Genomic DNA, 24,203 nt, shown 5'->3' with positions numbered 1-24,203 from the left:
TACCTCCGTTTCCCGACTACCAGACGTAGGCGAGGACTTCCCCACCCACGCCCTTCTTGTTGGCCTGCTTGTCGGTGAGGAGCCCGTGGGAGGTGGAGATGATCGCCACACCCAGGCCGCCGAGCACCTTCGGCAGGTTGGTGGACTTTGCGTAGACCCGCAGACCGGGCTTGCTGATGCGCTTGATGCCGGCGATCGAGCGCTCGCGGTTCGGACCGAACTTCAGGTCGATGGTGAGGTTCTTGCCGACCTCGGCGTCCTCGACCTTCCAGCCCTGGATGTAACCCTCCTGCTGGAGGATCTCCGCGATGTGCGACTTGATCTTGCTGAACGGCATGGTGACCTCGTCGTGGTACGCGGAGTTCGCGTTCCGCAGACGCGTCAGCATGTCTGCGATCGGGTCAGTCATGGTCATGTGATGGCCTTAGGCCTCTCTCGCCGGGGTTTCCTATATGCGCCATCCCTCTCCCCCATGAGGCTGGGGACGGGTGCGGCGCGGGGACCTACGGCGTAGTAAGACGGTCATGGGCGGCGGGCGCCCAACCCTTCTACCTTACGGTACTCAGGGCCGGGCTCCCGCCACTCATCTGCTTACCGAGAGCCCTGGTGGTTACCAGGAACTCTTGGTCACGCCCGGCAGTTCACCGCGGTGCGCCATCTCGCGAAGGCACACGCGGCACAGGCCGAACTTGCGGTACACGGAGTGCGGACGGCCGCAGCGCTGGCAGCGCGTGTAGGAACGCACGCCGAACTTGGGCTTGCGGGCGGCCTTCGCGATAAGAGCCTTCTTCGCCACGGCTCACGCCTCCTTGAACGGGAAGCCGAGGTGACGAAGGAGCGCGCGGCCCTCAGCGTCGTTGGTCGCCGTGGTCACCACGGTGATGTCCATACCCCGGGTGCGGTCGATCTTGTCCTGGTCGATCTCGTGGAACATGACCTGCTCCGTGAGACCGAAGGTGTAGTTGCCTCGGCCGTCGAACTGCTTCGGCGACAGACCGCGGAAGTCGCGGATGCGCGGGAGCGCGAGCGACAGCAGACGGTCCAGGAACTCCCACATGCGGTCACCGCGCAGGGTGACGTGGGCGCCGATCGGCTGACCCTCACGCAGCTTGAACTGCGCGATGGACTTCCGGGCCTTGGTGACGGCCGGCTTCTGGCCGGTGATCGTGGTGAGGTCGCGGATCGCGCCCTCGATCAGCTTGGAGTCGCGGGCGGCGTCGCCCACACCCATGTTGACCACGATCTTGGTGAGACCGGGGATCTGCATGACGTTCTCGTACTGGAACTCGTCACGCATCTTGCCCGCGATCTCCTCGCGGTAGCGCGCCTTCAGACGAGGCGAAGTGGTGGTAGTCATCAGATGTCCTCACCAGTCCGCTTGGCAACGCGGATCTTGTTGCCCTCGTCGTCGAAGCGGTAGCCGACGCGGGTCACGACCTTCTTGCCGTCCTTCTCAACGACCAGCTGGACGTTGGAGACGTGGACGGGCGCCTCGGTCGTGATGATGCCGCCGGTCTTCGAACCGCGAGCGGTCTGGCCGGCCTTGGTGTGCTTCTTGACCCGGTTGACACCCTCGACCAGGACACGGTCCTCGGCGGGGTAGGCCGCGATGACCTTGCCCTGCTTGCCCTTGTCCTTACCGGTGATGACCTGGACCAGGTCGCCCTTCTTGATCTTCATCGGTTACAGCACCTCCGGCGCGAGAGAGATGATCTTCATGAACTTCTTCTCGCGCAACTCCCGGCCCACGGGGCCGAAGATACGGGTGCCGCGGGGGTCACCGTCGTTCTTGAGGATGACGGCCGCGTTCTCGTCGAAGCGGATGTACGAACCGTCGGGACGGCGGCGCTCCTTGACGGTGCGCACGACGACCGCCTTGACGACGTCGCCCTTCTTCACGTTGCCACCGGGGATCGCGTCCTTGACGGTGGCGACGATGACGTCACCGATTCCCGCGTAGCGGCGACCGGAGCCACCGAGCACACGGATGCAAAGGATCTCCTTCGCGCCCGTGTTGTCGGCGACACGCAGTCGCGACTCCTGCTGGATCACGTCTATCTCCTGATCGTCTGCCGGTTCCCGCAGGGTCCTTGCGGATCACCCTGCGAGCCTGGCGGAACCGTCCTGCGGGGAACCCCCCGCAGGAATTACGTGCCGGCCGGGGCCGGACCGCGCGAACGGGTCACGCGGTCCGGCCGGCCGAGCGGTCTTACTTGGCCTTCTCGAGGATCTCGACGACGCGCCAGCGCTTGCTCGCGGACAGCGGCCGGGTCTCCATGAGGAGGACGCGGTCGCCGACGCCCGCGGCGTTCTGCTCGTCGTGCGCCTTGAGCTTGTTGGTACGGCGGATGACCTTGCCGTACAGGGCGTGCTTCACACGGTCCTCGACGGCGACCACGACGGTCTTGTCCATCTTGTCGCTGACCACGAGACCCTCACGGGTCTTGCGGAAGCCGCGCTGCTCGCTGCTCTCAGTCACATTCTTCTCGCTCATCAGGCGTTCTCCACCGTCTCGATGCCGAGCTCACGCTCACGCATGAGGGTGTAGATCCGGGCGATGTCCTTGCGGACAACCTTCAGCCGGGAGTTGTTCTCGAGCTGTCCGGTGGCCGCCTGGAAGCGGAGGTTGAACAGCTCCTCCTTGGCCTCACGCAGCTTGGCGACGAGCTCCTCGTCACCCAGCTGGCGCAGCTCGGTCGCCTTGGTACCGGCCGCCATTACAGCTCACCTGCCTCGCGCCGGACGATCCGGCACTTCATCGGAAGCTTGTGGGCGGCTCGGGTGAGCGCCTCACGCGCAACCTTCTCGTTCGGGAAGGACAGCTCGAACATCACCCGACCGGGCTTGACGTTCGCGACCCACCACTCCGGGGAGCCCTTACCGGAACCCATGCGGGTTTCGGCCGGCTTCTTCGTGAGCGGGCGGTCCGGGTAGATGTTGATCCAGACCTTGCCGCCACGGCGGATGTGACGGGTGATGGCGATACGAGCGGACTCGATCTGCCGGTTCGTCACGTACGCGGGGGTGACGGCCTGGATGCCGTACTCACCGAACGCCAGCTCGGTGCCACCCTTGGCCATGCCATCACGCTTCGGGTGGTGCTGCTTACGGTGCTTGACCCGACGGGGGATCAGCATGGGGGTCAGGCCTCCGTTCCGGTGGTCTCCGCAGCCGGAGCCTCAGCGGTGGTCACCTCGGCCTTGGGGGCCTGGGCGTCACCCTGGGGACGACGGCCACGGCCGCCGCGCTCGCCACCGCGGCGCTGCGGACGGTCATTGCCACCGCCACGGGCCGGGCGGTTGCCGGCGCGGGCGGCGGCGTTCTCGGCGCGGACCTCGGCGATGTTCTTGACGTCGCCCTTGTAGATCCACACCTTCACGCCGATACGGCCGAAGGTCGTACGGGCCTCGAAGAAGCCGTAGTCGACGTTGGCGCGCAGCGTGTGCAGCGGAACGCGGCCCTCGCGGTAGAACTCCGAGCGGGACATCTCGGCGCCGCCGAGACGGCCACCGCACTGGATCTTGATGCCCTTGGCGCCGGCCTTCATCGTGCTCTGCATGCTCTTGCGCATCGCACGACGGAAGGAGACGCGGGAGGACAGCTGCTCGGCGACGGCCTGGGCCACCAGCTGAGCGTCCGTCTCCGGGTTCTTGACCTCGAGGATGTTCAGCTGGACCTGCTTGCCGGTCAGCTTCTCCAGGTCGCCGCGGATACGGTCGGCCTCCGCGCCGCGGCGGCCGATGACGATGCCCGGCCGGGCGGTGTGGATGTCGACGCGGACGCGGTCGCGGGTGCGCTCGATCTCCACCTTGGAGATGCCGGCCCGCTCCATGCCCTGCGTCATCATCCGGCGGATGGCGACGTCTTCCTTGACGTAGTCCTTGTACAGCTTGTCGGCGTACCAACGGGACTTGAAGTCCGTGGTGATGCCGAGCCGGAACCCGTGCGGGTTAACCTTCTGGCCCATTACCGGGTCCCTTCCTTGCTGCTGACGACCACGGTGATGTGGCTGGTCCGCTTGCGGATCCGGTAGGCGCGGCCCTGGGCGCGCGGACGGAACCGCTTCAGGGTCGGGCCCTCGTCGACGTACGCCTCACTGATGTACAGCGACTCGGCGTCGGTGTGGTCGTAGTTGTGCGCGGCGTTGGCAATGGCGCTGTCGAGCACCTTGCCCACCGGCACGCTCGCGGCCTGCGGGGCGAAACGCAGGACCGCCTGAGCCTCCGTGGCGCTCATGCCACGGATGAGGTCCACCACGCGGCGGGCCTTCATGGGCGTGACGCGGATGTACCGCGCCTGGGCCCTGGCTTCCATGGTTGTCCCTTCGGTGTCTGTCTGTGTCGTCACTGTTCCGCTCCGCAGGTCAGCGACGACGCGACTTGCGGTCGTCCTTCTCGTGGCCGCGGAAGGTGCGGGTCGGCGCGAACTCGCCGAGCTTGTGGCCGACCATCGACTCGGTGACAAACACCGGGACGTGCTTACGGCCGTCGTGCACCGCGATCGTGTGGCCCAGCATCGCCGGGATGATCATCGAGCGGCGGGACCAGGTCTTGATGACGTTGTGGGTACCGGCCTCGTTCTGAGCGTCCACCTTCTTGATCAGGTGGTCGTCGACGAAGGGCCCCTTCTTGAGACTGCGCGGCATCTAAACCCGCTCCTAGCGCTTCTTGTTCGTCTTGCGGCGGCGGACGATGTACTTGCTGCTGGCCTTCTTCGGCGAGCGAGTACGACCCTCCTTCTGACCCCACGGGCTGACCGGGTGGCGACCACCGGAGGTCTTGCCCTCACCACCACCGTGCGGGTGGTCGACAGGGTTCATGGCCACACCGCGGACGGTCGGGCGGACGCCCTTCCAGCGCATACGGCCGGCCTTGCCCCAGTTGATGTTCGACTGCTCGGCGTTGCCGACCTCGCCGATGGTGGCGCGGCAGCGGACGTCGACCATGCGGACTTCACCGGACGGCATGCGAAGGGTGGCCATGGAGCCCTCCTTCGCCAGCAGCTGCACCGAAGAGCCCGCGGAGCGGGAGATCTTCGCGCCGCCGCCGGGACGCAGCTCGATGGCGTGAACGGTGGTACCGACGGGGATGTAGCGCAGCGGCAGGTTGTTGCCGGGCTTGATGTCCGCGCCGGGGCCGTTCTCGATCCGGTCGCCCTGGTTCAGCTTGGCCGGGGCCAGGATGTAGCGCTTCTCGCCGTCCGCGTAGTGCAGGAGCGCGATGCGCGCGGTGCGGTTGGGGTCGTACTCGATGTGCGCGACCTTGGCCGGCACGCCGTCCTTGTCGTGACGACGGAAGTCGATCACGCGGTAGGCGCGCTTGTGGCCACCACCCTGGTGGCGAACGGTCACACGACCGGCGTTGTTACGGCCGCCCTTGCTGTGCAGCGGGCGGACCAGCGACTTCTCCGGCGTGGACCGCGTGATCTCGACGAAGTCGGCGACGCTGGAGCCACGACGGCCCGGGGTCGTCGGCTTGTACTTGCGGATACCCATTTCTCAGTCCTCGGAAGATTCCGGACTTCTGAACGTTCCGGCCTCCGTTAGGAGACCGGGCCGCCGAAGATGTCGATGCGGTCGCCCTCGGCGAGGGTCACGATGGCGCGCTTGGTGTCCTTGCGCTTGCCGAAACCGGTCTTGGTGCGCTTGCGCTTACCCTGACGGTTGATCGTGTTGACCCCGGTGACCTTGACCGAGAAGACCGCTTCGACGGCCTGCTTGATCTGGGTCTTGTTGGCACGCGGGTCGACGACGAACGTGTACTTGTTCTCGTCCAGCAGCGCGTAGCTCTTCTCGGAGACCACCGGCTTGACCAGGATGTCACGGTGGTCCGTGAAGGTCCGGCTGGTGATCGCGGTCTGCTCGGCCATCAGGCGTCGCTCCCTTCGGTCTCGGCGGCGCCGTTACCGATGAAGCGGTCGAAGGCGGCCTTGGTGAAGACCACGTCGTCGGAGACGAGCACGTCGTACGTGTTCAGCTGGCCGGCCTCCAGGATGTGCACCTGGGGCAGGTTGCGGGCGGAGAGCCACGCGGCCTCTTCGGCGCGGTCGGCGACGAGCAGCACGTTCTTGCGGTCGCTGATCTTGCCCAGCAGCGTCTTGGCGGCCTTCGTCGACGGGGACTCGCCCTCGACGACGCCGGTCACGACGTGGATGCGGTTGTGACGCGCCCGGTCGGTGAGGGCACCGCGCAGGGCGGCGGCCTTCATCTTCTTCGGGGTCCGCTGCGAGTAGTCACGCGGCACGGGACCGTGCACGACGCCGCCACCGGCGAACTGCGGGGCGCGGGTCGAACCCTGACGGGCGCGGCCGGTGCCCTTCTGGCGGTACGGCTTCTTGCCACCACCGCGGACCTCGCCACGCGTCTTGACCTTGTGCGTGCCCTGACGGGCGGCGGCCAGCTGCGCCACGACGACCTGGTGGATCAGCGGGATGCTGACCTTCGCGTCGAAGATCTCGCCCGGGAGCTCTACGGTCCCGGTCTTGTCGCCGGCGGGCGACAGAATGTCAATGGTGCTCATATCCTCAGGCCCCCTTGGCCGCGGTGCGGACCAGGACGAGGCCGCCGTTCGGGCCGGGAACCGCGCCCTTGATGAGCAGCAGGCCCTTCTCCGCGTCAACAGCGTGGACGGTCAGGTTCTGGGTGGTGACCCGCTCGTTGCCCATGCGGCCCGCCATGCGCAGACCCTTGAACACACGGCCCGGGGTGGCGCAGCCACCGATGGAGCCGGGAGAGCGGTGCTTGCGCTGGGTGCCGTGACCGGCGCCGAGGCCCTTGAAGTTGTGACGCTTCATGACACCGGCGAAGCCCTTGCCCTTGCTCTTGCCGGTGACGTCCACCTTCACGCCGGCCTCGAACACCTCGGCGGTGATCTCCTGGCCGAGGGTGTACTCGGCGGCGTCCGCGGTGCGGAGCTCCACCAGGTGGCGGCGGGGGGTCACGTCGGCCTTGGCGAAGTGGCCCTTGAGGGGCTTGTTCACCTTGCGCGGGTCGATCTCGCCGAAGGCGATCTGGACCGACTCGTAGCCGTCGACGTCGTTCGTGCGGACCTGGGTCACGACGTTCGGGCCGGCCTTGACCACGGTCACGGGGACGACACGGTTGTTCTCGTCCCAGACCTGGGTCATGCCGAGCTTCTCGCCCAGGATGCCCTTGATCTGCTTAGCCATCTGTTCCGCGCCTCTCAGAGCTTGATCTCGATGTCGACGCCGGCCGGAAGGTCCAGGCGCATCAACGAGTCAACGGTCTTGGGCGTCGGGTCGAGGATGTCGATCAGGCGCTTGTGCGTGCGCATCTCGAAGTGCTCGCGCGAGTCCTTGTACTTGTGCGGCGACTTGATGACGCAGTACACGTTCTTCTCAGTGGGCAGCGGCACCGGGCCCGCGACCTGCGCACCAGTACGCGTCACCGTCTCGACGATCTTCTTCGCCGAGGAGTCGATGACCTCGTGGTCGTAGGCCTTGAGCCGGATGCGGATCTTCTGTCCCGCCATGGCTACTTCGTAGTCCTGTCTGCTAGTGAACGCTCTGGAACTCGGTGGTTCGACCGTCTTCTCCGACCCACGCGGTCGGGCGTGTCGCTTCCCTTCCCTTAAATCTCCGCATGGCGGAGACCCTCAGGGAGGGGATACGTGGGAGAAGGCACCCACCGAGCGCCTGGCGAGCACCCCGCTGACGCTTCCCGGAAGATTCCCGTACGTCCGTCCCGAGCGGGACGACGAGTACTGTGGGACTCGCTTCCGGTCCTCCCGACGGGAGGCGCGCAGCATCGGCACTCGACCGAGCAACCCGGCTAGTCTGCCATACCGGACGCGTCGGACGCCAATCGGGGCGCAGTACCTTACCCGCCGCCCCCGCTTCCCCAAACCCGGGTCACAGTCCGGATGTGTACACCAGCAACGGCGGGGTGCCGGGCGGGGCGTCGACGGGCACGCCGGGAGTGGCGTTGGCCAGCAGCCAGGAGGCGAGGAAGGGCGTGGAGACGTCCCCGTTCGTGTCCTTGTAGAGCGCCGCCACCCCCGTGACGTGCGGGGCGGCCATCGAGGTGCCGCTCATGCGGACCAGCCCCCCGCCCATGGCCGCCGAGGTGATCCCGGTGCCGGGGGCGCTGATGTCCACGCAGCCGCCCCAGTTGCTGAAGGACGCCTTGTGGTCCGACTCGTCGGTCGCGGCGACGGTGAACGCGCCCGGCGCCCCGGCCGGGGAGACACCGCAGGCGTCCTCGTCGGAGTTGCCGGCGGCGACCACCGGGAAGACCCCCGCGGCCGCCAGGCCCTCCACCGCGCGGTCGGCCGTCTCGCTGTGCGCGCCACCGGTCGACAGGTTGGCGACCGCCGGCTTCACCGCATGGGCGGCCACCCAGTTCATCCCGGCGACGACCGTGGCCACCGAGCCGCGGCCGTCACAGCCCAGCACCCGTACCGAGACCAGCTTCGTCGCCCGGGCGACCCCGGTGCCGGCGCCGCCGACCGTCCCGGCGACGTGCGTGCCGTGCCCGTTGCAGTCGGCGCCGTCCCGGCCGTCCCCCACCGCGTCGAACCCTGGCACCGCCCGCCCGCCGAACTCGGCGTGCCCGAAGTCGATGCCGGTGTCGATGATGTACGAGGTGACCGCGGCGCCCGTCGCCCGGACACTGAAGACACCGCCCTCGCGGGCCCGGCTGCCGATCCGGGCCAGGCCCCAGGACACCTCGGCGGCGGCCGCGGTCACCTGCGTCGCCGGATTCGGCGCCGCGACCTCGGTGTCCTGTTCCACGGCCTCCACCCCCGGCACCGCGCGCAGCCGGGAGACCTGGCCGTCGGTCAGCCGCGCGGCGAAGCCCACCAGCGCGCTGGTGAACGTGAACATCGCCCTCGCCTCGACGCTGCGCAGCACCGTGCCCGGATCGGTACCCGGCCGCAGCATCACCACATACTGCCCGCGGATGCCGCCCTGAGCCGCCATCCGCAGCGGGGCCCCCGGCGGCTCCGGCGTCGCGGCGGCCCCGCCGAGTGCGGGCAGGACGGCCGTCAGGACGGCGGCGACGACCACTGCCCGGCGCTGGGACAGGCGCATGGCGGGCTCCTCGGGGGACTCGTACGGGTGTGCACCGAACGTCACCAGTCGTAACATCGAGTGCTCATGGCCTGCTCGCGCAGTGCGCCGATCGGGCGAGGGGCTGCGGCGGCCGGGAAGGTGACGCCCCGATGACGTACACGCGTCGCCCAGGTGGCGCACGCCGCGCCGGAGCGCGGCAACCTCCCGGGCGGAACCGCCCTCTAGCCTGACGTGAAGATCGCTCCCACCCGTCGGCGCTTCCTGGCCGGCCTCGCCGCCGGCACCGCCGCGGTCGCCGTGGCCGGCTGCTCCCGGTCCGGGGTCGCGGCCACCGGTCCGGCGCCCGCCCCTCTCGCGTTCCGTGCGGCGGCCGGCGGGGCACGGCTGCTCCAGGTCCTGGCGCACCCCGACGACGAGCTGTACTTCATGAACCCGGACACCGTGCAGGCCGTCGAGGCGGGCGTCCCCGTGGTGTCGGTGTACGTCACCGCGGGCGAGGCGCACGGCGTCAACCGTCCACCGGGACAACCGCGTCCGGCCCCCGACAAGGCCGCCTACTCCGCCGCCCGCCACCAGGGACTGCGGCAGGCCTACGCGGCGATGCTGGGCACCGACATCTTCACCCCCTGGCGGCGCGGCACCACGCGGCTGGCCCACGGCATGACCTCCGAGGTCGACACGCTGCGGGTGGGCGACCGCGAGGCGGTGCTGGTCTTCCTCAACCTCGCCATGCACGGCAGCACCAACAGGGTCGGCCTGCCGCAGCTGTGGCAACTGCCCGGCATGACGATGCCGACCTTCACCTCGGCGGGCTCACCGAACACCGCCAGGGGCACGTACACCCACGACGTCCTGGTGGACGTGCTCACCGGCCTGCTGGAGCGCCACCGGCCGACCGTCGTCCACACCCTCGACCCCGACCCGGACATGGAGGCCAACGGGGCCACCTGGCGACGGGACATCGAGCAGCTCGGCTACAGCGACCACTGGGACCACACCGCGACCGCGCTGTTCACCTGGAAGGCGATCGCCCGCCACGCCGACACCGTCGCCCGCAGCGAGGGCGTCGTGCCCGCCTTCCTGACGACGGCCTACCGGGGCTACTACAACCACCACTGGCCCTACAACCTCCCGCCGGCACTGCTGCGCCGGAAGGCCGGCTACCTCGCCCCGTACGGCGGCGCCCCCGACTGGCCGTGCGGCGACCCCTCCGGCTGCGGCGACTACGCGGTGGGCGTGGGCAGGCCGCTGACCAACCGCAAGGGCTGGGTGCGCAGCACCCACTACCGCCACCCCGGCGCCCGCCTCGTGCCCGGGACCGACGCGCAGGGGCGACTGGTCGCCCACGGTGTGCTCGGCACCCGCGCGGTGCGCTGGCGCGAGACCGCCCCCGGCAGCGGGCGCTGGGGCCCGCCACGCGACCTGGGCGGCGGCCCGCTCGCCCCCGCGCTGAGCGTCGTGACCGACCCGGCCGGCGGCGGCCCGCTGCTGTTCGCCCTGCGGTTCGCCTCGCTGGACAGCGACCGGACGGCCAACACCCGGGACGTGGTGCTGCTGGAGGAGGGCCGTGACTGGCAGGGGCTCGGCTCGCCCGAGGACGACCCGGACCGGGGCCGCAGGATCGGCGTCCCCGTCGCGGTGACCGCCCCGGACGGCCGGGTGCACCTGTTCGTACGCAACGCCGCCAAGGGCCTGAGCACTCGCGTACGGGAGCCGGACGGCAGCTGGATCGGCTGGCAGGACCTGGGCGGCGGCCAGGTGCAGGACGGGCTGAGCGCGGTCGTGGACCGCGACGGGAGGGTGCACGTGTTCGCCGCCGGGCGCACCGCCGTGCACCACTGGTCCCAGGACGCGCCCGGCCGTCCGCCGGTCTGCCGCTTGCTGACCGCACTGCCCGTCCCCGCCGATCCCCCGGCCGCCACTGCCGAGCCCGACGGCTCCCTGTCGCTGGTCTACCGCCTGCCGGCGAGCGACGAACTGCTCGTCCACCGGCTCGGCTTCGTCCGGGCGGCGCTCGCGCCTGGCCGGCCGAGGCTCTTCGACGGTTACGGCCCCCTCGCCCAGGCCCACGGGCTGCTCGCCGGCCGCGGCGCCGACGGGTCCGTCCACGTCGCCGGCCTCGCGCACCCGGCCGGCGCGCTGCGCCGGGGCGCCCCCGCGTACGGCTTCCCGGCCCTGCACGGCCGCCCCGGCGCCCGGCCGGCCGTCGTGGGCTTCGGGACGGACGCCACGCCCTGGATCTGGCGGCCGGAGCTGCGCACCCCGGTCTAGCCGCCCCGGGCCGAAACGGCGAGGGCCCCGGCCCACCGCGTGAACGGTGGGCCGGGGCCCTCGTGCAACTCGCCTACGGCAAGCGGCGGATCGCCGGGATCCTTACTTCAGGATCTTGGTGACCTGGCCGGCGCCGACGGTCCGGCCACCCTCGCGGATGGCGAACTTCAGGCCCTCCTCCATGGCGATCGGCTGGATCAGCGCGACCGTCATGGCGGTGTTGTCGCCCGGCATGACCATCTCGGTGCCCTCGGGGAGGGTCACGACGCCGGTCACGTCCGTGGTACGGAAGTAGAACTGCGGGCGGTAGTTGTTGAAGAACGGGGTGTGACGGCCACCCTCGTCCTTCGACAGGATGTAGGCCTGGGCCTCGAACTCGGTGTGCGGGGTGACCGAGCCCGGCTTGATGATGACCTGGCCGCGCTCGACGTCCTCGCGCTTGATGCCGCGGAGCAGCAGACCGACGTTCTCACCGGCCTGGCCCTCGTCGAGCAGCTTGCGGAACATCTCGATGCCGGTGACCGTGGTGGTGGTCTTCTCCGGCTTGATGCCGATGATGTCGACGGTCTCGTTGACCTTGAGGACACCGCGCTCGATACGACCGGTGACGACGGTGCCACGACCGGTGATCGTGAAAACGTCCTCGATCGGCATCAGGAACGGCTTGTCGACGTCGCGCTCGGGGGTGGGGACGGACTCGTCCACGGCCTTCATCAGGCCGAGGAGCTTCTCGCCCCACTCCTTGTCACCCTCCAGCGCCTTCAGCGCGGAGACGCGGACGACCGGCAGGTCGTCGCCCGGGAACTCGTACTCGGAGAGCAGTTCACGGACCTCGAGCTCGACGAGCTCCAGGATCTCCTCGTCGTCCACCATGTCGGCCTTGTTCAGGGCGACGACGATGTACGGAACGCCGACCTGGCGGGCCAGGAGCACGTGCTCCTTGGTCTGCGGCATCGGGCCGTCGGTGGCCGCGACCACCAGGATCGCGCCGTCCATCTGCGCGGCACCGGTGATCATGTTCTTGATGTAGTCCGCGTGACCCGGGCAGTCGACGTGCGCGTAGTGACGCGCGTCCGTCTGGTACTCGACGTGCGCGATGGAGATGGTGATACCGCGCTGCCGCTCCTCCGGCGCCTTGTCGATCTGGTCGAACGGCGTGAAGGGGTTCAGCTCCGGGTACGCGTCGTGCAGCACCTTGGTGATCGCAGCGGTAAGAGTGGTCTTACCGTGGTCGATGTGACCGATGGTGCCGATGTTGACGTGCGGCTTAGTCCGCTCGAACTTCGCCTTCGCCACTGGGGTCCTCCTGTGGAGTTGCTGTACGCCTTACTTCATCGGCGCCAGGGTGATCTTTGCTGGGTTGCGGGCGGCCGGGGCATCCGGCGCTCCCCTTGCGGTTCGCGGCGGAATGCCCCTAAGCCTCCCGGTCAAGCCTAGTGCGAGTGCACCTACTGGGTTACTCGCCCTTGGCCTTCGCGATGATCTCCTCGGCGACGTTCTTGGGAACCTCGGCGTAGGAGTCGAACTGCATCGAGTAGCTCGCGCGACCCGACGTCTTGCTGCGGAGGTCGCCGACGTAGCCGAACATCTCCGACAGGGGCACCAGGGCCTTGACGACCCGGGCGCCAGCGCGCTCCTCCATGGCCTGGATCTGGCCACGGCGGGAGTTGATGTCACCGATGACGTCGCCCATGGACTCCTCGGGCGTGGTGACCTCGACGGCCATCATCGGCTCGAGCAGCACGGGGCCGGCCTTGCGGGCGGCCTCCTTGAAGGCCTGCGAACCGGCGATCTTGAACGCCAGCTCGGAGGAGTCGACCTCGTGGTAGGCACCGTCGAGAAGGATGACGCGGACGCCCACCATCTCGTAGCCCGCCAGGATGCCGAACTTCATGGCCTCCTGGGCACCGGCGTCCACCGACGGGATGTACTCGCGGGGGATGCGGCCACCGGTGACCTGGTTGACGAACTCGTAGGAGGCGTCGCCACCCTCGAGAGGCTCGATGGAGATCTGGACCTTCGCGAACTGGCCCGTACCACCGGTCTGCTTCTTGTGGGTGTAGTCGACCTTCTCGACCGTCTTGCGGATGGTCTCGCGGTACGCCACCTGCGGCTTGCCGACGTTGGCCTCGACCTTGAACTCACGGCGCATGCGGTCGACCAGCACCTCGAGGTGCAGCTCGCCCATACCGCCGATGATGGTCTGGCCGGTCTCCTCGTCCGAGTGGACCTGGAAGGAGGGGTCCTCCTCCGCGAGACGCTGGATGGCGACACCCAGCTTCTCCTGGTCGCCCTTGGACTTGGGCTCGATCGCGACCTGGATGACCGGCGCCGGGAAGTCCATGGACTCCAGGATCACCGGGTTCTTCTCGTCGCTCAGCGTCTCACCGGTGGTGGTCTGCTTCAGGCCCATGACGGCGACGATGTCGCCGGCGCCCACCGAGTCGATCTCCTCACGCTTGTTCGCGTGCATGCGGTAGATCTTGCCGATGCGCTCCTTGCGGCCCTTGACGGAGTTCAGCACGGCGGTGCCGGACTCCAGGCGGCCGGAGTACACGCGGACGAAGGTGAGCTTGCCGAGGTGCGGGTCGCTCATGATCTTGAACGCCAGCGCCGACAGCGGCTCGTCGTCGGAGGGCTTGCGCCTGATGATCTCCTCGGCGTCGCCGACCGCGTGGCCCTCGATGGCCTCGACGTCCAGCGGGGAGGGGAGGTAGCGCACGACGGCGTCGAGCAGGGGCTGCACGCCCTTGTTCTTGAACGCGGTGCCGCAGAAGACCGGGGTGACGGTGACGCCGTCGCCCTTGCCGGAGTTGATGGTGACGCGGCGGATGGCCGCGTACAGCTGCTCCTCGGTGGGCTCGGTGCCCTCGAGGTACAGCTCCATCATCTCCTCGTCGTTCTCCGCGACGGCCTCGAGCAGCTTGCCGCGCCACTCGTCGGCGGCCTCGGTGTGCGTGGCCGGGATGTCGACGACGTCGTACATCTCGCCCTTGGTGGCCTCGGCGGACCACACGAGGGCCTTCATGCGGACGAGGTCGATGACGCCCTTGAAGTCGGCCTCGGCACCGATCGGCAGCTGCATGACGATCGGGGTCGCGCCCAGGCGGTCCACGATCATGTCGACGCAGCGGTGGAACTCGGCACCGGTGCGGTCCAGCTTGTTGACGAAGCAGATGCGCGGGACGCCGTAGCGGTCCGCCTGACGCCACACGGTCTCGGACTGCGGCTCGACGCCGGCGACGCCGTCGAACACCGTCACGGCACCGTCGAGCACGCGCAGCGAACGCTCCACCTCGACGGTGAAGTCGACGTGACCCGGCGTGTCGATGATGTTGATGGTGTGGTCGACGTTCTCCAGCGGCCAGTGACAGGTGGTCGCGGCGGACGTGATCGTGATGCCGCGCTCCTGCTCCTGCTCCATCCAGTCCATCGTGGCAGCGCCGTCGTGGACCTCACCGATCTTGTACGAGACACCGGTGTAGAACAGGATCCGCTCGGTGGTCGTCGTCTTGCCCGCGTCGATGTGGGCCATGATCCCGATGTTGCGGACCCTGGCCAGGTCAAGTGAAGTGGTAGCCATAAGGCTTCAGTCTTCTCTCGGTTCTCGATGGGGTAGCGACTACCAGCGGTAGTGCGCGAAGGCCTTGTTGGACTCGGCCATCTTGTGGGTGTCCTCGCGGCGCTTGACCGCGGCGCCCAGACCGTTGCTGGCGTCCATCAGCTCGTTCATCAGACGCTCGGTCATGGTCTTCTCGCGGCGGGCACGGGAGTAACCCACGAGCCAGCGCAGCGCCAGGGTGTTGGCACGGCCGGGGCGGACCTCGACCGGGACCTGGTAGGTCGCACCGCCGACGCGGCGGGACTTGACCTCGAGGGAGGGCTTGACGTTCTCCAGGGCACGCTTGAGCGTGATGACCGGGTCCTGGCCGGTCTTCTCGCGCAGGCCCTCGAGGGCGCCGTACACGATGCGCTCGGCGGTGGAGCGCTTGCCGTGCAGGAGGATCTTGTTGACGAGCGAGGTCACCAGAGGAGAACCGTAAACCGGGTCGACGATGACCGGGCGCTTCGGGGCGGGGCCCTTACGAGGCATTCTTACTTCTCCTTCTTGGCGCCGTAGCGGCTGCGGGCCTGCTTGCGGTTCTTGACACCCTGGGTGTCGAGCGAGCCGCGGATGATCTTGTAGCGAACACCCGGCAGGTCCTTCACACGGCCACCACGCACGAGCACGATGGAGTGCTCCTGCAGGTTGTGACCCTCACCCGGAATGTAAGCGGTGACCTCGATGCCGCTGGTCAGACGCACACGCGCGACCTTACGCAGGGCCGAGTTCGGCTTCTTCGGGGTGGTCGTGTAGACACGCGTGCAGACGCCGCGGCGCTGAGGGGAACCCTTCAGTGCGGGCGTCTTGTTCTTCTCGACCTTGTCCTGCCGGCCCTTTCGGACCAGCTGCTGGATCGTAGGCACCGTTTCTCCGGTTTCTGTGTGCCGACTCGATACTTCTAACCTGGGGTTTCAGCGGCTCACTCCGACCCACGCGGTCGGGTGTGTCGCGCACCTCATACGATTTCCGTCGAAGCGAAAGTGCGTATTTGTCGGTGTATCGGCCTCGGTGTCCCGCGCGGACAAGTGCACGCACGAGAACCCGGGCACACCCCAGGCACAAGGTCAGAGCGTACCCAGCGCCCAGCCTTCGGTCAAAACATATGGTCTCGGCCGATGCCGCACCCTCCCGCCGGACCCCTCCGTGGGCTCGCGGGAACGCACTCAGCCGTGACTGACCGCCACTACCACCATAACGACGATCGCCGTGATCGCGACCGTGAACGCGGTCAGAAGGTAGCCCATCACCAGACCGCACACGGCGAGGACGTCGCCCCGCTCGCCCGTGCGCCGGATCTCCCGGCGCGCCATGTGCCCCAGCACCACGGCCGGTATCCCGGGGATCACCAGCCCGAACACGCCCACCGCACCGCAGACCAGCGAGGCGACCGCCTTGGCGTTGACCGGCGGCGGCGGCGTGGGGAGCCGACGGGGACGCGGGATGTCCGCGGTGAGTCCGTACAGCTCCTGGTACGTCACAGCCTGGTAGGCCAGCCCGACCCGGTCCTCGAACTCCGACTGGGTCAACCGGCCTTCGGTGAACGCCGCCTTGAGCACGTCCACCGTACGCTCGCGATCATCGTTCGCAGCCCGCATCGCTCCATTATGCCCGGAAAACCACGTTCCGCGGGCGGCTCGTCACACGGCCGGCGCGACCGCGCCGCCTCCTCCCCCGGCCGGACCGCCCAGAGGGCCCCACAGGCCCGTCCAGACCCCGTGGAAAGCCGCTGGGCGGCCACCCCGGAAGGGGTGGCCGCCCAGCGGCTTCAAGCGCACGACTCAGCCGTTGTACGGGCCGTAGTCGTAGTCCTCCAGCGGGACGGCCTGGCCGGAGCCGGTGCCGAACGGGCTGTAGTCGATGTCGTCGTAGCCGACGGCCGAGTACATCGCGGCCTTGGCCTCCTCGGTCGGCTCGACCCGGATGTTGCGGTAGCGGGACAGGCCCGTACCGGCCGGGATGAGCTTACCGATGATGACGTTCTCCTTGAGGCCCAGCAGCGAGTCGGACTTGGCGTGGATCGCCGCGTCGGTCAGGACCCGGGTCGTCTCCTGGAAGGAGGCGGCCGACAGCCAGGACTCGGTGGCCAGCGAGGCCTTGGTGATACCCATCAGCTGCGGACGGCCGGAGGCCGGGTGGCCACCCTCCGCCACGACCCGACGGTTCTCGGTCTCGAAGCGGCCGCGCTCGACCAGCTCGCCCGGCAGCAGCTCCGCGTCACCGGACTCGATGATCGTCACCCGGCGGAGCATCTGCCGGATGATGATCTCGATGTGCTTGTCGTGGATCGACACACCCTGCGAGTTGTAGACCTTCTGCACTTCCCCGACCAGGTGGACCTGGACGGCCCGCTGACCCAGGATGCGCAGCACGTCGTGCGGGTTGGTGGCACCCACGGTCAGCTTCTCGCCGACCTCGACGTGGTCGCCCTCGCCCACCAGCAGACGGGCACGCTTGGAGATCGGGTAGGCGATCTCCTCGGCACCGTCGTCCGGGGTGATGACGATCTTCTTGGTCTTCTCGGTCTCCTCGATCCGGATGCGGCCGGCCGCCTCCGAGATCGGGGCGACACCCTTGGGGGTACGCGCCTCGAAGAGCTCGACGACACGCGGCAGACCCTGGGTGATGTCGTCACCGGCCACACCACCGGTGTGGAAGGTACGCATCGTCAGCTGGGTACCGGGCTCACCGATGGACTGGGCGGCGATGATGCCGACCGCCTCACCGATGTCCACCAGCTTGCCGGTCGCGAGCGAACGGCCGTAGCACATCGCGCAGGTGCCCACCGCGGACTCGCAGGTCAGGACCGAACGGGTCTTGACCTCCGCGACGCCGTTGTGGATGAGCTGCTCGATGAGCACGTCGCCCAGGTCGGTGCCGGCGGTGGCCAGCACCTTGCCGTCCACCACGACGTCCTCGGCGAGGCAGCGCGCGTACACGCTGGTCTCGACGTCGTCCGTCTTGCGCAGCGAACCGTCCTCGGAGCGCTCGGCGATCGCCAGCTTGAGGCCGCGCTCGGTGCCGCAGTCCTCCTCGCGGATGATGACGTCCTGCGAGACGTCCACCAGACGACGCGTCAGGTAACCGGAGTCGGCGGTACGCAGGGCGGTGTCCGCGAGACCCTTACGGGCACCGTGGGTGGAGATGAAGTACTCCAGCACGGTGAGACCCTCACGGAACGACGCCTTGATGGGCCGCGGGATGGTCTCGTTCTTCGCGTTGGACACCAGGCCACGCATACCCGCGATCTGGCGCATCTGCATCATGTTTCCGCGGGCGCCCGAGTCGACCATCATGAAGATCGGGTTGGTCTTCGGGAAGTTCGCGTTCATCGCCTCGGCGACCTCGTTGGTCGCCTTGGTCCAGATCGCGATCAGCTCCTGCGTGCGCTCGTCCTTGGTGATCAGACCGCGCTCGTACTGCTTCTGGACCTTCTCGTCCTGTGCCTCGTAGCCCGCGATGATGGCCTTCTTGGCCTCGGGCACGACGACGTCGGAGATGGCCACGGTGACACCGGAACGGGTCGCCCAGTGGAAGCCCGCCGCCTTCAGGTTGTCGAGCGTCGCCGCCACGATGACCTTCGGGTAGCGCTCGGCGAGGTCGTTGACGATCTCGGAGAGCTGCTTCTTGCCCACCGGGTAGTCCACGAACGGGTAGTCCTCGGGCAGCAGCTCGTTGAAGAGCGCGCGGCCCAGGGTCGTGTTCAGCCGGAAGGAGTCGCCGAGCTGCCAGGGCTCCTCGCCCTCCACGTCCGCCGGCGGGGTCCAGCCGCGGGGCGGGACGGTGCCGATCGGGAAGCGGATGTCGATCCTGGACTGCAGCGACAGCTCACGCGCGTCGAAGGCCATGATCGCCTCGGCGGTCGAGCCGAACGCCCGGCCCTCGCCGCGGAGCTCGCGCTCCTCCGCGTCCGTGGTGAGGAAGAACAGACCCAGGACCATGTCCTGCGTCGGCATCGTCACCGGACGGCCGTCGGCGGGCTTGAGGATGTTGTTCGAGGACAGCATCAGGATGCGGGCCTCGGCCTGTGCCTCCGCGGACAGCGGCAGGTGCACGGCCATCTGGTCGCCGTCGAAGTCCGCGTTGAACGCGGTGCAGACGAGCGGGTGGATCTGGATGGCCTTGCCCTCGACCAGCTGCGGCTCGAAGGCCTGGATGCCGAGGCGGTGCAGGGTCGGCGCACGGTTCAGCAGCACCGGGTGCTCGGCGATGACCTCTTCGAGCACGTCGTACACGACCGTGCGGCCGCGCTCGACCATGCGCTTGGCCGACTTGATGTTCTGCGCGTGGTTGAGGTCCACCAGGCGCTTCATCACGAACGGCTTGAAGAGCTCCAGCGCCATGGCCTTGGGCAGACCACACTGGTGCAGCTTGAGCTGCGGGCCGACGACGATGACCGAACGGGCCGAGTAGTCGACGCGCTTGCCGAGCAGGTTCTGACGGAACCGGCCCTGCTTGCCCTTGAGCATGTCGGACAGCGACTTCAGCGGACGGTTGCCGGGGCCCGTGACCGGGCGGCCGCGGCGGCCGTTGTCGAAGAGCGCGTCCACGGCCTCCTGAAGCATGCGCTTCTCGTTGTTCACGATGATCTCGGGGGCACCGAGGTCGAGGAGGCGCTTGAGGCGGTTGTTGCGGTTGATGACGCGGCGGTACAGGTCGTTCAGGTCGGAGGTCGCGAAGCGGCCACCGTCCAGCTGCACCATCGGACGCAGGTCCGGCGGGATCACCGGGACGCAGTCCAGCACCATGCCCTGCGGCTTGTTGGTGGTCTGCAGGAAGGCGGAGACGACCTTGAGGCGCTTGAGCGCCCGGGTCTTCTTCTGGCCCTTGCCGGTACGGATGATCTCGCGGAGCTTGGCGGCCTCCTCGTCCAGGTCGAAGGACTCCAGGCGCTTCTGCAGCGCCGCGGCACCCATCGAACCCTGGAAGTAGGTCCCGAAGCGCTCCCGCAGCTCGCGGTAGAGCAGCTCGTCCCCCTCCAGGTCCTGGACCTTGAGGTTCTTGAAGCGGGACCACACCTCGTCGAGCCGGTCGAGCTCGCGCTGGGCACGGTCGCGCAGCTGCTTCATCTCACGCTCAGCACCCTCGCGCACCTTGCGGCGCACGTCGGACTTGGCGCCCTCGGCCTCCAGCTCGCCCAGGTCGGCCTCGAGCTTCTTCTGCCGGGACTCGATGTCGGAGTCACGGCGCTGCTCGATCTGCTGACGCTCGACGGAGACCTGGGCCTCCAGCGAGGGCAGGTCGCGCGTGCGGCGCTCGTCGTCCACCCACGTGATCATGTAGGCGGCGAAGTAGATGACCTTCTCGAGGTCCTTCGGGGCGAGGTCGAGCAGGTAGCCCAGCCGCGACGGAACGCCCTTGAAGTACCAGATGTGGGTCACGGGAGCGGCCAGCTCGATGTGGCCCATCCGCTCACGACGCACCTTGGCGCGAGTGACCTCGACGCCGCAGCGCTCGCAGATGATGCCCTTGAAGCGGACACGCTTGTACTTGCCGCAGTAGCACTCCCAGTCCCGGGTGGGGCCGAAGATCTTCTCGCAGAAGAGTCCGTCCTTCTCGGGCTTGAGGGTGCGGTAGTTGATGGTCTCCGGCTTCTTCACTTCGCCGTGCGACCACTGCCGGATGTCGTCCGCGGTCGCCAGGCCGATCCGCAGCTCGTCGAAGAAGTTGACGTCGAGCACTTTGTCGTCAATCCCTCTTTCGGGGTCGAAAGTCAAACATGTCTGAACGGTCCGGGGGAGGGCGGGGAGCCGATCTCAGCGGATCGGCTCCCCGGCCGGCCCGTCAGACCTCTTCGACGCTGCTCGGCTCGCGCCGGGACAGGTCGATTCCGAGCTCTTCCGCGGCGCGGAAGACGTCCTCGTCGGTGTCGCGCATCTCGATGGACATGCCGTCCGAGGACAGCACCTCCACGTTGAGGCAGAGCGACTGCATTTCCTTGATGAGCACCTTGAAGGACTCGGGGATGCCGGGCTCGGGGATGTTCTCGCCCTTGACGATGGCCTCGTAGACCTTCACACGGCCCAGGACGTCGTCGGACTTGATGGTGAGCAGTTCCTGCAGCGCGTAGGCCGCGCCGTACGCCTCAAGGGCCCACACCTCCATCTCACCGAAACGCTGACCACCGAACTGCGCCTTACCACCCAGCGGCTGCTGGGTGATCATCGAGTACGGACCGGTGGAGCGGGCGTGCAGCTTGTCGTCCACCAGGTGGTGCAGCTTGAGGATGTACATGTAGCCGACCGAGATCGGGTCCGGGAACGGCTCGCCGGAGCGGCCGTCGAACAGCCGGGCCTTGCCGGAGGGCAGCACCAGGCGCTGGCCGTCGCGGTTCGGGATCGTGGCCTCGAAGAGACCGGCGATCTCGTCCTCGCGGGCACCGTCGAACACCGGGGTGGCGACGTTGGTGCCGGGCTCGACGCGGTCGGCGCCGATCGCCGTGAGGCGGCGCGCCCACTCGTCGCCGAGGCCGGCGACGTCCCAGCCCTGGGCGGCCAGCCAGCCGAGGTGGATCTCCAGGACCTGTCCCGGGTTCATTCGGGACGGGACACCCAGCGGGTTGAGGATGATGTCGACCGCGGTGCCGTCCTCGAGGAACGGCATGTCCTCGATCGGCAGGATCTTGGAGATGACGCCCTTGTTGCCGTGACGGCCGGCGAGCTTGTCACCGTCGGTGATCTTGCGCTTCTGCGCCACGTAGACGCGGACCAGCTGGTTCACGCCCGGCGGCAGCTCGTCGCCCTCCTCGCGGTCGAAGACGCGCACGCCGATGACCTTGCCGGTCTCGCCGTGCGGCACCTTCAGCGAGGTGTCACGGACCTCACGGGCCTTCTCACCGAAGATCGCGCGCAGCAGGCGCTCCTCCGGGGTCAGCTCGGTCTCGCCCTTCGGGGTGACCTTGCCGACCAGGATGTCGCCTGCGACGACCTCGGCGCCGATGCGGATGATGCCGCGCTCGTCGAGGTCGGCCAGGACCTCCTCGGAGACGTTCGGGATGTCCCGGGTGATCTCCTCGGGGCCGAGCTTGGTGTCACGGGCGTCGACCTCGTGCTCCTCGATGTGGATCGAGGAGAGGACGTCGTCCTGCACCAGACGCTGGCTGAGGATGATCGCGTCCTCGTAGTTGTGGCCCTCCCACGGCATGAACGCCACCAGGAGGTTCTTGCCCAGCGCCATCTCACCGCGCTCGGTGGACGGGCCGTCGGCGAGCACCTGGCCGGCGATCACGCGGGCGCCCTCGTCCACGACGACCTTCTGGTTGAAGGACGTGCCCTGGTTCGAGCGGGAGAACTTGGCGACCCGGTAGGTGTTGTAGGTGCCGTCGTCGTTGGCGACGGTGATGTAGTCCGCGGAGACCTCCTGGACCACACCGTCCTTGTCGGCCTTGATGACGTCACCGGCGTCGACCGCGCAGCGGTACTCCATGCCGGTGCCGACCAGCGGGGCCTGCGCCTTGAGCAGCGGCACCGCCTGGCGCATCATGTTCGATCCCATGAGCGCGCGGTTGGCGTCGTCGTGCTCGAGGAACGGGATCATGGCGGTCGCGACCGACACCATCTGGCGCGGCGAGACGTCCATGTAGTCCACGTCCTCGCCGGGGACGTAGTCGATCTCGCCACCACGGCGGCGCACCAGGACGCGCGACTCCGCGAAGCGGTTGTCGTCGGTCAGCGGCGCGTTCGCCTGGGCGATGACGAAGCGGTCCTCCTCGTCGGCCGTGAGGAAGTTGACCTCGTCGGTGACGACACCGTTCTCGTCGACCTTGCGGTACGGGGTCTCCACGAAGCCGAACGCGTTCACCCGGCCGTAGGAGGCCAGCGAGCCGATCAGACCGATGTTCGGGCCTTCGGGGGTCTCGATCGGGCACATGCGTCCGTAGTGGGACGGGTGCACGTCACGGACCTCGAAGCCGGCCCGCTCACGGGACAGACCACCGGGGCCCAGCGCGGACAGACGGCGCTTGTGGGTCAGGCCCGACAGCGGGTTCGTCTGGTCCATGAACTGGGACAGCTGGCTGGTGCCGAAGAACTCCTTGATGGAGGCGACGACCGGCCGGATGTTGATCAGGGTCTGCGGCGTGATCGCCTCGACGTCCTGGGTGGTCATCCGCTCGCGGACGACGCGCTCCATACGGGCCAGACCTGTGCGGACCTGGTTCTGGATGAGCTCGCCGACGTTGCGCAGACGACGGTTGCCGAAGTGGTCGATGTCGTCGACCTCGACGACCACGGACGCGCCGTTGTCACCGGTGGTCTCGGTCTCGCCCGCGTGCAGCTTGACCAGGTACTTGATCGTCGCGATGACGTCCTCGACGGTCAGCACGCCGGCGTCGAGCGGGGCGTCCGCGCCCAGCTTCTTGTTGATCTTGTAGCGGCCGACCTTGGCCAGGTCGTAGCGCTTGGGGTTGAAGTAGAGGTTCTCCAGCAGCGTCTGCGCGGCCTCACGGGTCGGCGGCTCGCCCGGACGCAGCTTGCGGTAGATGTCGAGCAGCGCGTCGTCCTGGCCCTGGGTGTGGTCCTTCTCCAGGGTGGCGCGCATCGACTCGTACTCGCCGAACTCCTCGAGGATCTGCTCGGTGGTCCAGCCGAGCGCCTTCAGGAGGACGGTGACGGACTGCTTGCGCTTGCGGTCGATGCGGACACCGACCATGTCGCGCTTGTCGATCTCCATCTCCAGCCAGGCACCACGGGAGGGGATGACCTTGGCGGAGTAGATGTCCTTGTCGGACGTCTTGTCGATCTGGCTGTCGAAGTAGACACCCGGCGAGCGCACCAGCTGGGACACCACGACACGCTCGGTGCCGTTGATGACGAAGGTGCCCTTGTTGGTCATGAGCGGGAAGTCGCCCATGAAGACCGTCTGGGACTTGATCTCGCCGGTCTCGTTGTTGGTGAACTCGGCCGTGACGAAGAGCGGGGCCGCGTACGTGAAGTCGCGCTCCTTGCACTCGTCGATCGAGTTCTTCGGAGGCTCGAAACGGTGGTCGCGGAAGGTCAGCGACATCGACCCGGAGAAGTCCTCGATCGGGGAGATCTCCTCGAAGATCTCCTCCAGACCGGACTTGGTGGGGACGTCCTGACCACTGTCCAGGGCCGCCTCGACGCGAGCCTTCCAGGCGGCGTTGCCGAGAAGCCAGTCAAAGCTCTCGGTCTGCAGCGCGAGGAGGTTCGGGACCTCGAGGGGCTCCTTGATCTTCGCGAAAGAGATGCGCAGCGGGGCGGTGCTTGCGCCGTTGTTCGAATTGGCAGTCGAGGCGTTGCGCGAGGCGGCCAAGAGGGGGTCCTTCCGAGGGCTCGGA

The 24,203-nt window shown here is 68.2% G+C and carries 25 protein-coding genes; 1 reads left to right on the top strand and 24 read right to left on the bottom strand.

Annotated features, from left to right (window positions below; all coding sequences use genetic code 11):
- Positions 1 to 16 precede the first annotated feature (16 nt).
- The 17 genes from rpsH to AC3EUJ_RS11260 all read right to left on the bottom strand — a co-directional run bounded on the left by rpsH (position 17) and on the right by AC3EUJ_RS11260 (position 9,096).
- The gene (gene rpsH, locus AC3EUJ_RS11340; RefSeq protein ID WP_018558881.1) at positions 17 to 415 is read right to left on the bottom strand and encodes a 30S ribosomal protein S8; all 399 of its coding nucleotides are present in this window, start codon (positions 413 to 415) and stop codon (positions 17 to 19) included.
- Positions 416 to 610: 195 nt separating this feature from the next.
- A complete protein-coding gene (locus tag AC3EUJ_RS11335) occupies positions 611 to 796 on the bottom strand; it encodes a type Z 30S ribosomal protein S14 (RefSeq protein WP_059127180.1) in 186 nt (61 codons plus the stop codon).
- A 3-nt stretch (positions 797 to 799) separates the two neighbouring features.
- Positions 800 to 1,357, bottom strand: coding sequence for a 50S ribosomal protein L5 (gene rplE, locus AC3EUJ_RS11330; protein WP_431960948.1), 558 nt, complete (start codon positions 1,355 to 1,357; stop codon positions 800 to 802).
- On the bottom strand, positions 1,357 to 1,680 hold the full coding sequence (rplX, locus tag AC3EUJ_RS11325; RefSeq protein ID WP_431944472.1) for a 50S ribosomal protein L24: 324 nt from the start codon (positions 1,678 to 1,680) through the stop codon (positions 1,357 to 1,359). The genes rplE and rplX overlap by 1 nt, the downstream gene beginning before the upstream one ends.
- A 3-nt stretch (positions 1,681 to 1,683) precedes the next feature.
- Positions 1,684 to 2,052: a 50S ribosomal protein L14 gene (rplN, locus tag AC3EUJ_RS11320; RefSeq protein ID WP_055718836.1), complete on the bottom strand. Its 369-nt coding sequence runs from the start codon at positions 2,050 to 2,052 to the stop codon at positions 1,684 to 1,686.
- A gap of 157 nt (positions 2,053 to 2,209) precedes the next feature.
- Positions 2,210 to 2,494: a 30S ribosomal protein S17 gene (gene rpsQ, locus AC3EUJ_RS11315; protein ID WP_431944475.1), complete on the bottom strand. Its 285-nt coding sequence runs from the start codon at positions 2,492 to 2,494 to the stop codon at positions 2,210 to 2,212.
- Positions 2,494 to 2,718 carry a 50S ribosomal protein L29 gene (gene rpmC, locus AC3EUJ_RS11310; RefSeq protein WP_431960947.1) on the bottom strand — a complete coding sequence of 75 codons (225 nt, stop codon included), beginning with the start codon at positions 2,716 to 2,718 and terminating at the stop codon, positions 2,494 to 2,496. Before rpmC ends, rpsQ begins: the two co-directional genes overlap by 1 nt.
- Positions 2,718 to 3,137, bottom strand: coding sequence for a 50S ribosomal protein L16 (rplP, locus tag AC3EUJ_RS11305; protein WP_018558876.1), 420 nt, complete (start codon positions 3,135 to 3,137; stop codon positions 2,718 to 2,720). The genes rpmC and rplP overlap by 1 nt, the downstream gene beginning before the upstream one ends.
- A 5-nt stretch (positions 3,138 to 3,142) precedes the next feature.
- Positions 3,143 to 3,967, bottom strand: a complete 825-nt coding sequence (gene rpsC / locus AC3EUJ_RS11300) for a 30S ribosomal protein S3 (protein ID WP_431960945.1) — start codon at positions 3,965 to 3,967, stop codon at positions 3,143 to 3,145.
- Positions 3,967 to 4,314, bottom strand: a complete 348-nt coding sequence (gene rplV / locus AC3EUJ_RS11295) for a 50S ribosomal protein L22 (RefSeq protein WP_361800744.1) — start codon at positions 4,312 to 4,314, stop codon at positions 3,967 to 3,969. The genes rpsC and rplV overlap by 1 nt, the downstream gene beginning before the upstream one ends.
- Positions 4,315 to 4,363: 49 nt before the next feature.
- Positions 4,364 to 4,645 (bottom strand): 30S ribosomal protein S19, encoded by a 282-nt coding sequence (rpsS, locus tag AC3EUJ_RS11290; RefSeq protein ID WP_431944481.1) that lies wholly within the window; start codon positions 4,643 to 4,645, stop codon positions 4,364 to 4,366.
- 12 nt (positions 4,646 to 4,657) lie between these two features.
- Positions 4,658 to 5,494, bottom strand: a complete 837-nt coding sequence (rplB, locus tag AC3EUJ_RS11285) for a 50S ribosomal protein L2 (protein WP_319139010.1) — start codon at positions 5,492 to 5,494, stop codon at positions 4,658 to 4,660.
- A 47-nt stretch (positions 5,495 to 5,541) separates the two neighbouring features.
- Entirely contained in the window at positions 5,542 to 5,868 is a 327-nt protein-coding gene (gene rplW, locus AC3EUJ_RS11280) for a 50S ribosomal protein L23 (protein ID WP_319139009.1), read from the bottom strand.
- A complete protein-coding gene (gene rplD, locus AC3EUJ_RS11275) occupies positions 5,868 to 6,518 on the bottom strand; it encodes a 50S ribosomal protein L4 (protein WP_431960944.1) in 651 nt (216 codons plus the stop codon). The genes rplW and rplD overlap by 1 nt, the downstream gene beginning before the upstream one ends.
- Positions 6,519 to 6,522: 4 nt before the next feature.
- Positions 6,523 to 7,167 carry a 50S ribosomal protein L3 gene (rplC, locus tag AC3EUJ_RS11270; protein ID WP_018558869.1) on the bottom strand — a complete coding sequence of 215 codons (645 nt, stop codon included), beginning with the start codon at positions 7,165 to 7,167 and terminating at the stop codon, positions 6,523 to 6,525.
- A gap of 14 nt (positions 7,168 to 7,181) precedes the next feature.
- On the bottom strand, positions 7,182 to 7,490 hold the full coding sequence (rpsJ, locus tag AC3EUJ_RS11265; protein ID WP_014144312.1) for a 30S ribosomal protein S10: 309 nt from the start codon (positions 7,488 to 7,490) through the stop codon (positions 7,182 to 7,184).
- A gap of 379 nt (positions 7,491 to 7,869) precedes the next feature.
- Positions 7,870 to 9,096, bottom strand: coding sequence for a S8 family peptidase (locus tag AC3EUJ_RS11260; RefSeq protein ID WP_431960943.1), 1,227 nt, complete (start codon positions 9,094 to 9,096; stop codon positions 7,870 to 7,872).
- A gap of 168 nt (positions 9,097 to 9,264) precedes the next feature.
- Here AC3EUJ_RS11260 and AC3EUJ_RS11255 point away from each other — a divergent pair, with 168 nt between their 5' ends.
- Complete coding sequence (locus AC3EUJ_RS11255) at positions 9,265 to 11,304, top strand: PIG-L family deacetylase (protein WP_431960941.1); 2,040 nt, start codon at positions 9,265 to 9,267, stop codon at positions 11,302 to 11,304.
- A 102-nt stretch (positions 11,305 to 11,406) separates the two neighbouring features.
- On the opposite strand, the gene tuf is transcribed toward AC3EUJ_RS11255, so the two are convergent.
- The 7 genes from tuf to rpoB all read right to left on the bottom strand — a co-directional run bounded on the left by tuf (position 11,407) and on the right by rpoB (position 24,178).
- Entirely contained in the window at positions 11,407 to 12,600 is a 1,194-nt protein-coding gene (tuf, locus tag AC3EUJ_RS11250) for an elongation factor Tu (RefSeq protein WP_319158063.1), read from the bottom strand.
- A gap of 160 nt (positions 12,601 to 12,760) precedes the next feature.
- Complete coding sequence (gene fusA, locus AC3EUJ_RS11245; protein WP_431960940.1) at positions 12,761 to 14,887, bottom strand: elongation factor G; 2,127 nt, start codon at positions 14,885 to 14,887, stop codon at positions 12,761 to 12,763.
- Between the two features lie 39 nt (positions 14,888 to 14,926).
- The gene (gene rpsG, locus AC3EUJ_RS11240; protein ID WP_431944495.1) at positions 14,927 to 15,397 is read right to left on the bottom strand and encodes a 30S ribosomal protein S7; all 471 of its coding nucleotides are present in this window, start codon (positions 15,395 to 15,397) and stop codon (positions 14,927 to 14,929) included.
- 2 nt (positions 15,398 to 15,399) lie between these two features.
- The gene (gene rpsL, locus AC3EUJ_RS11235) at positions 15,400 to 15,771 is read right to left on the bottom strand and encodes a 30S ribosomal protein S12 (RefSeq protein ID WP_014144289.1); all 372 of its coding nucleotides are present in this window, start codon (positions 15,769 to 15,771) and stop codon (positions 15,400 to 15,402) included.
- A gap of 300 nt (positions 15,772 to 16,071) precedes the next feature.
- Positions 16,072 to 16,503, bottom strand: a complete 432-nt coding sequence (locus AC3EUJ_RS11230; RefSeq protein ID WP_431960939.1) for a DUF1707 and DUF4190 domain-containing protein — start codon at positions 16,501 to 16,503, stop codon at positions 16,072 to 16,074.
- A gap of 183 nt (positions 16,504 to 16,686) precedes the next feature.
- Complete coding sequence (locus tag AC3EUJ_RS11225) at positions 16,687 to 20,586, bottom strand: DNA-directed RNA polymerase subunit beta' (RefSeq protein ID WP_431960937.1); 3,900 nt, start codon at positions 20,584 to 20,586, stop codon at positions 16,687 to 16,689.
- Positions 20,587 to 20,689: 103 nt separating this feature from the next.
- The gene (gene rpoB, locus AC3EUJ_RS11220) at positions 20,690 to 24,178 is read right to left on the bottom strand and encodes a DNA-directed RNA polymerase subunit beta (RefSeq protein WP_431960936.1); all 3,489 of its coding nucleotides are present in this window, start codon (positions 24,176 to 24,178) and stop codon (positions 20,690 to 20,692) included.
- Positions 24,179 to 24,203: the final 25 nt, after the last annotated feature.

The organism is Actinacidiphila sp. bgisy160 (genome assembly GCF_057707815.1).
The sequence above is the reverse complement of the archived record's forward strand: the minus strand, read 5'-3'. Positions and strand labels throughout refer to the sequence as shown.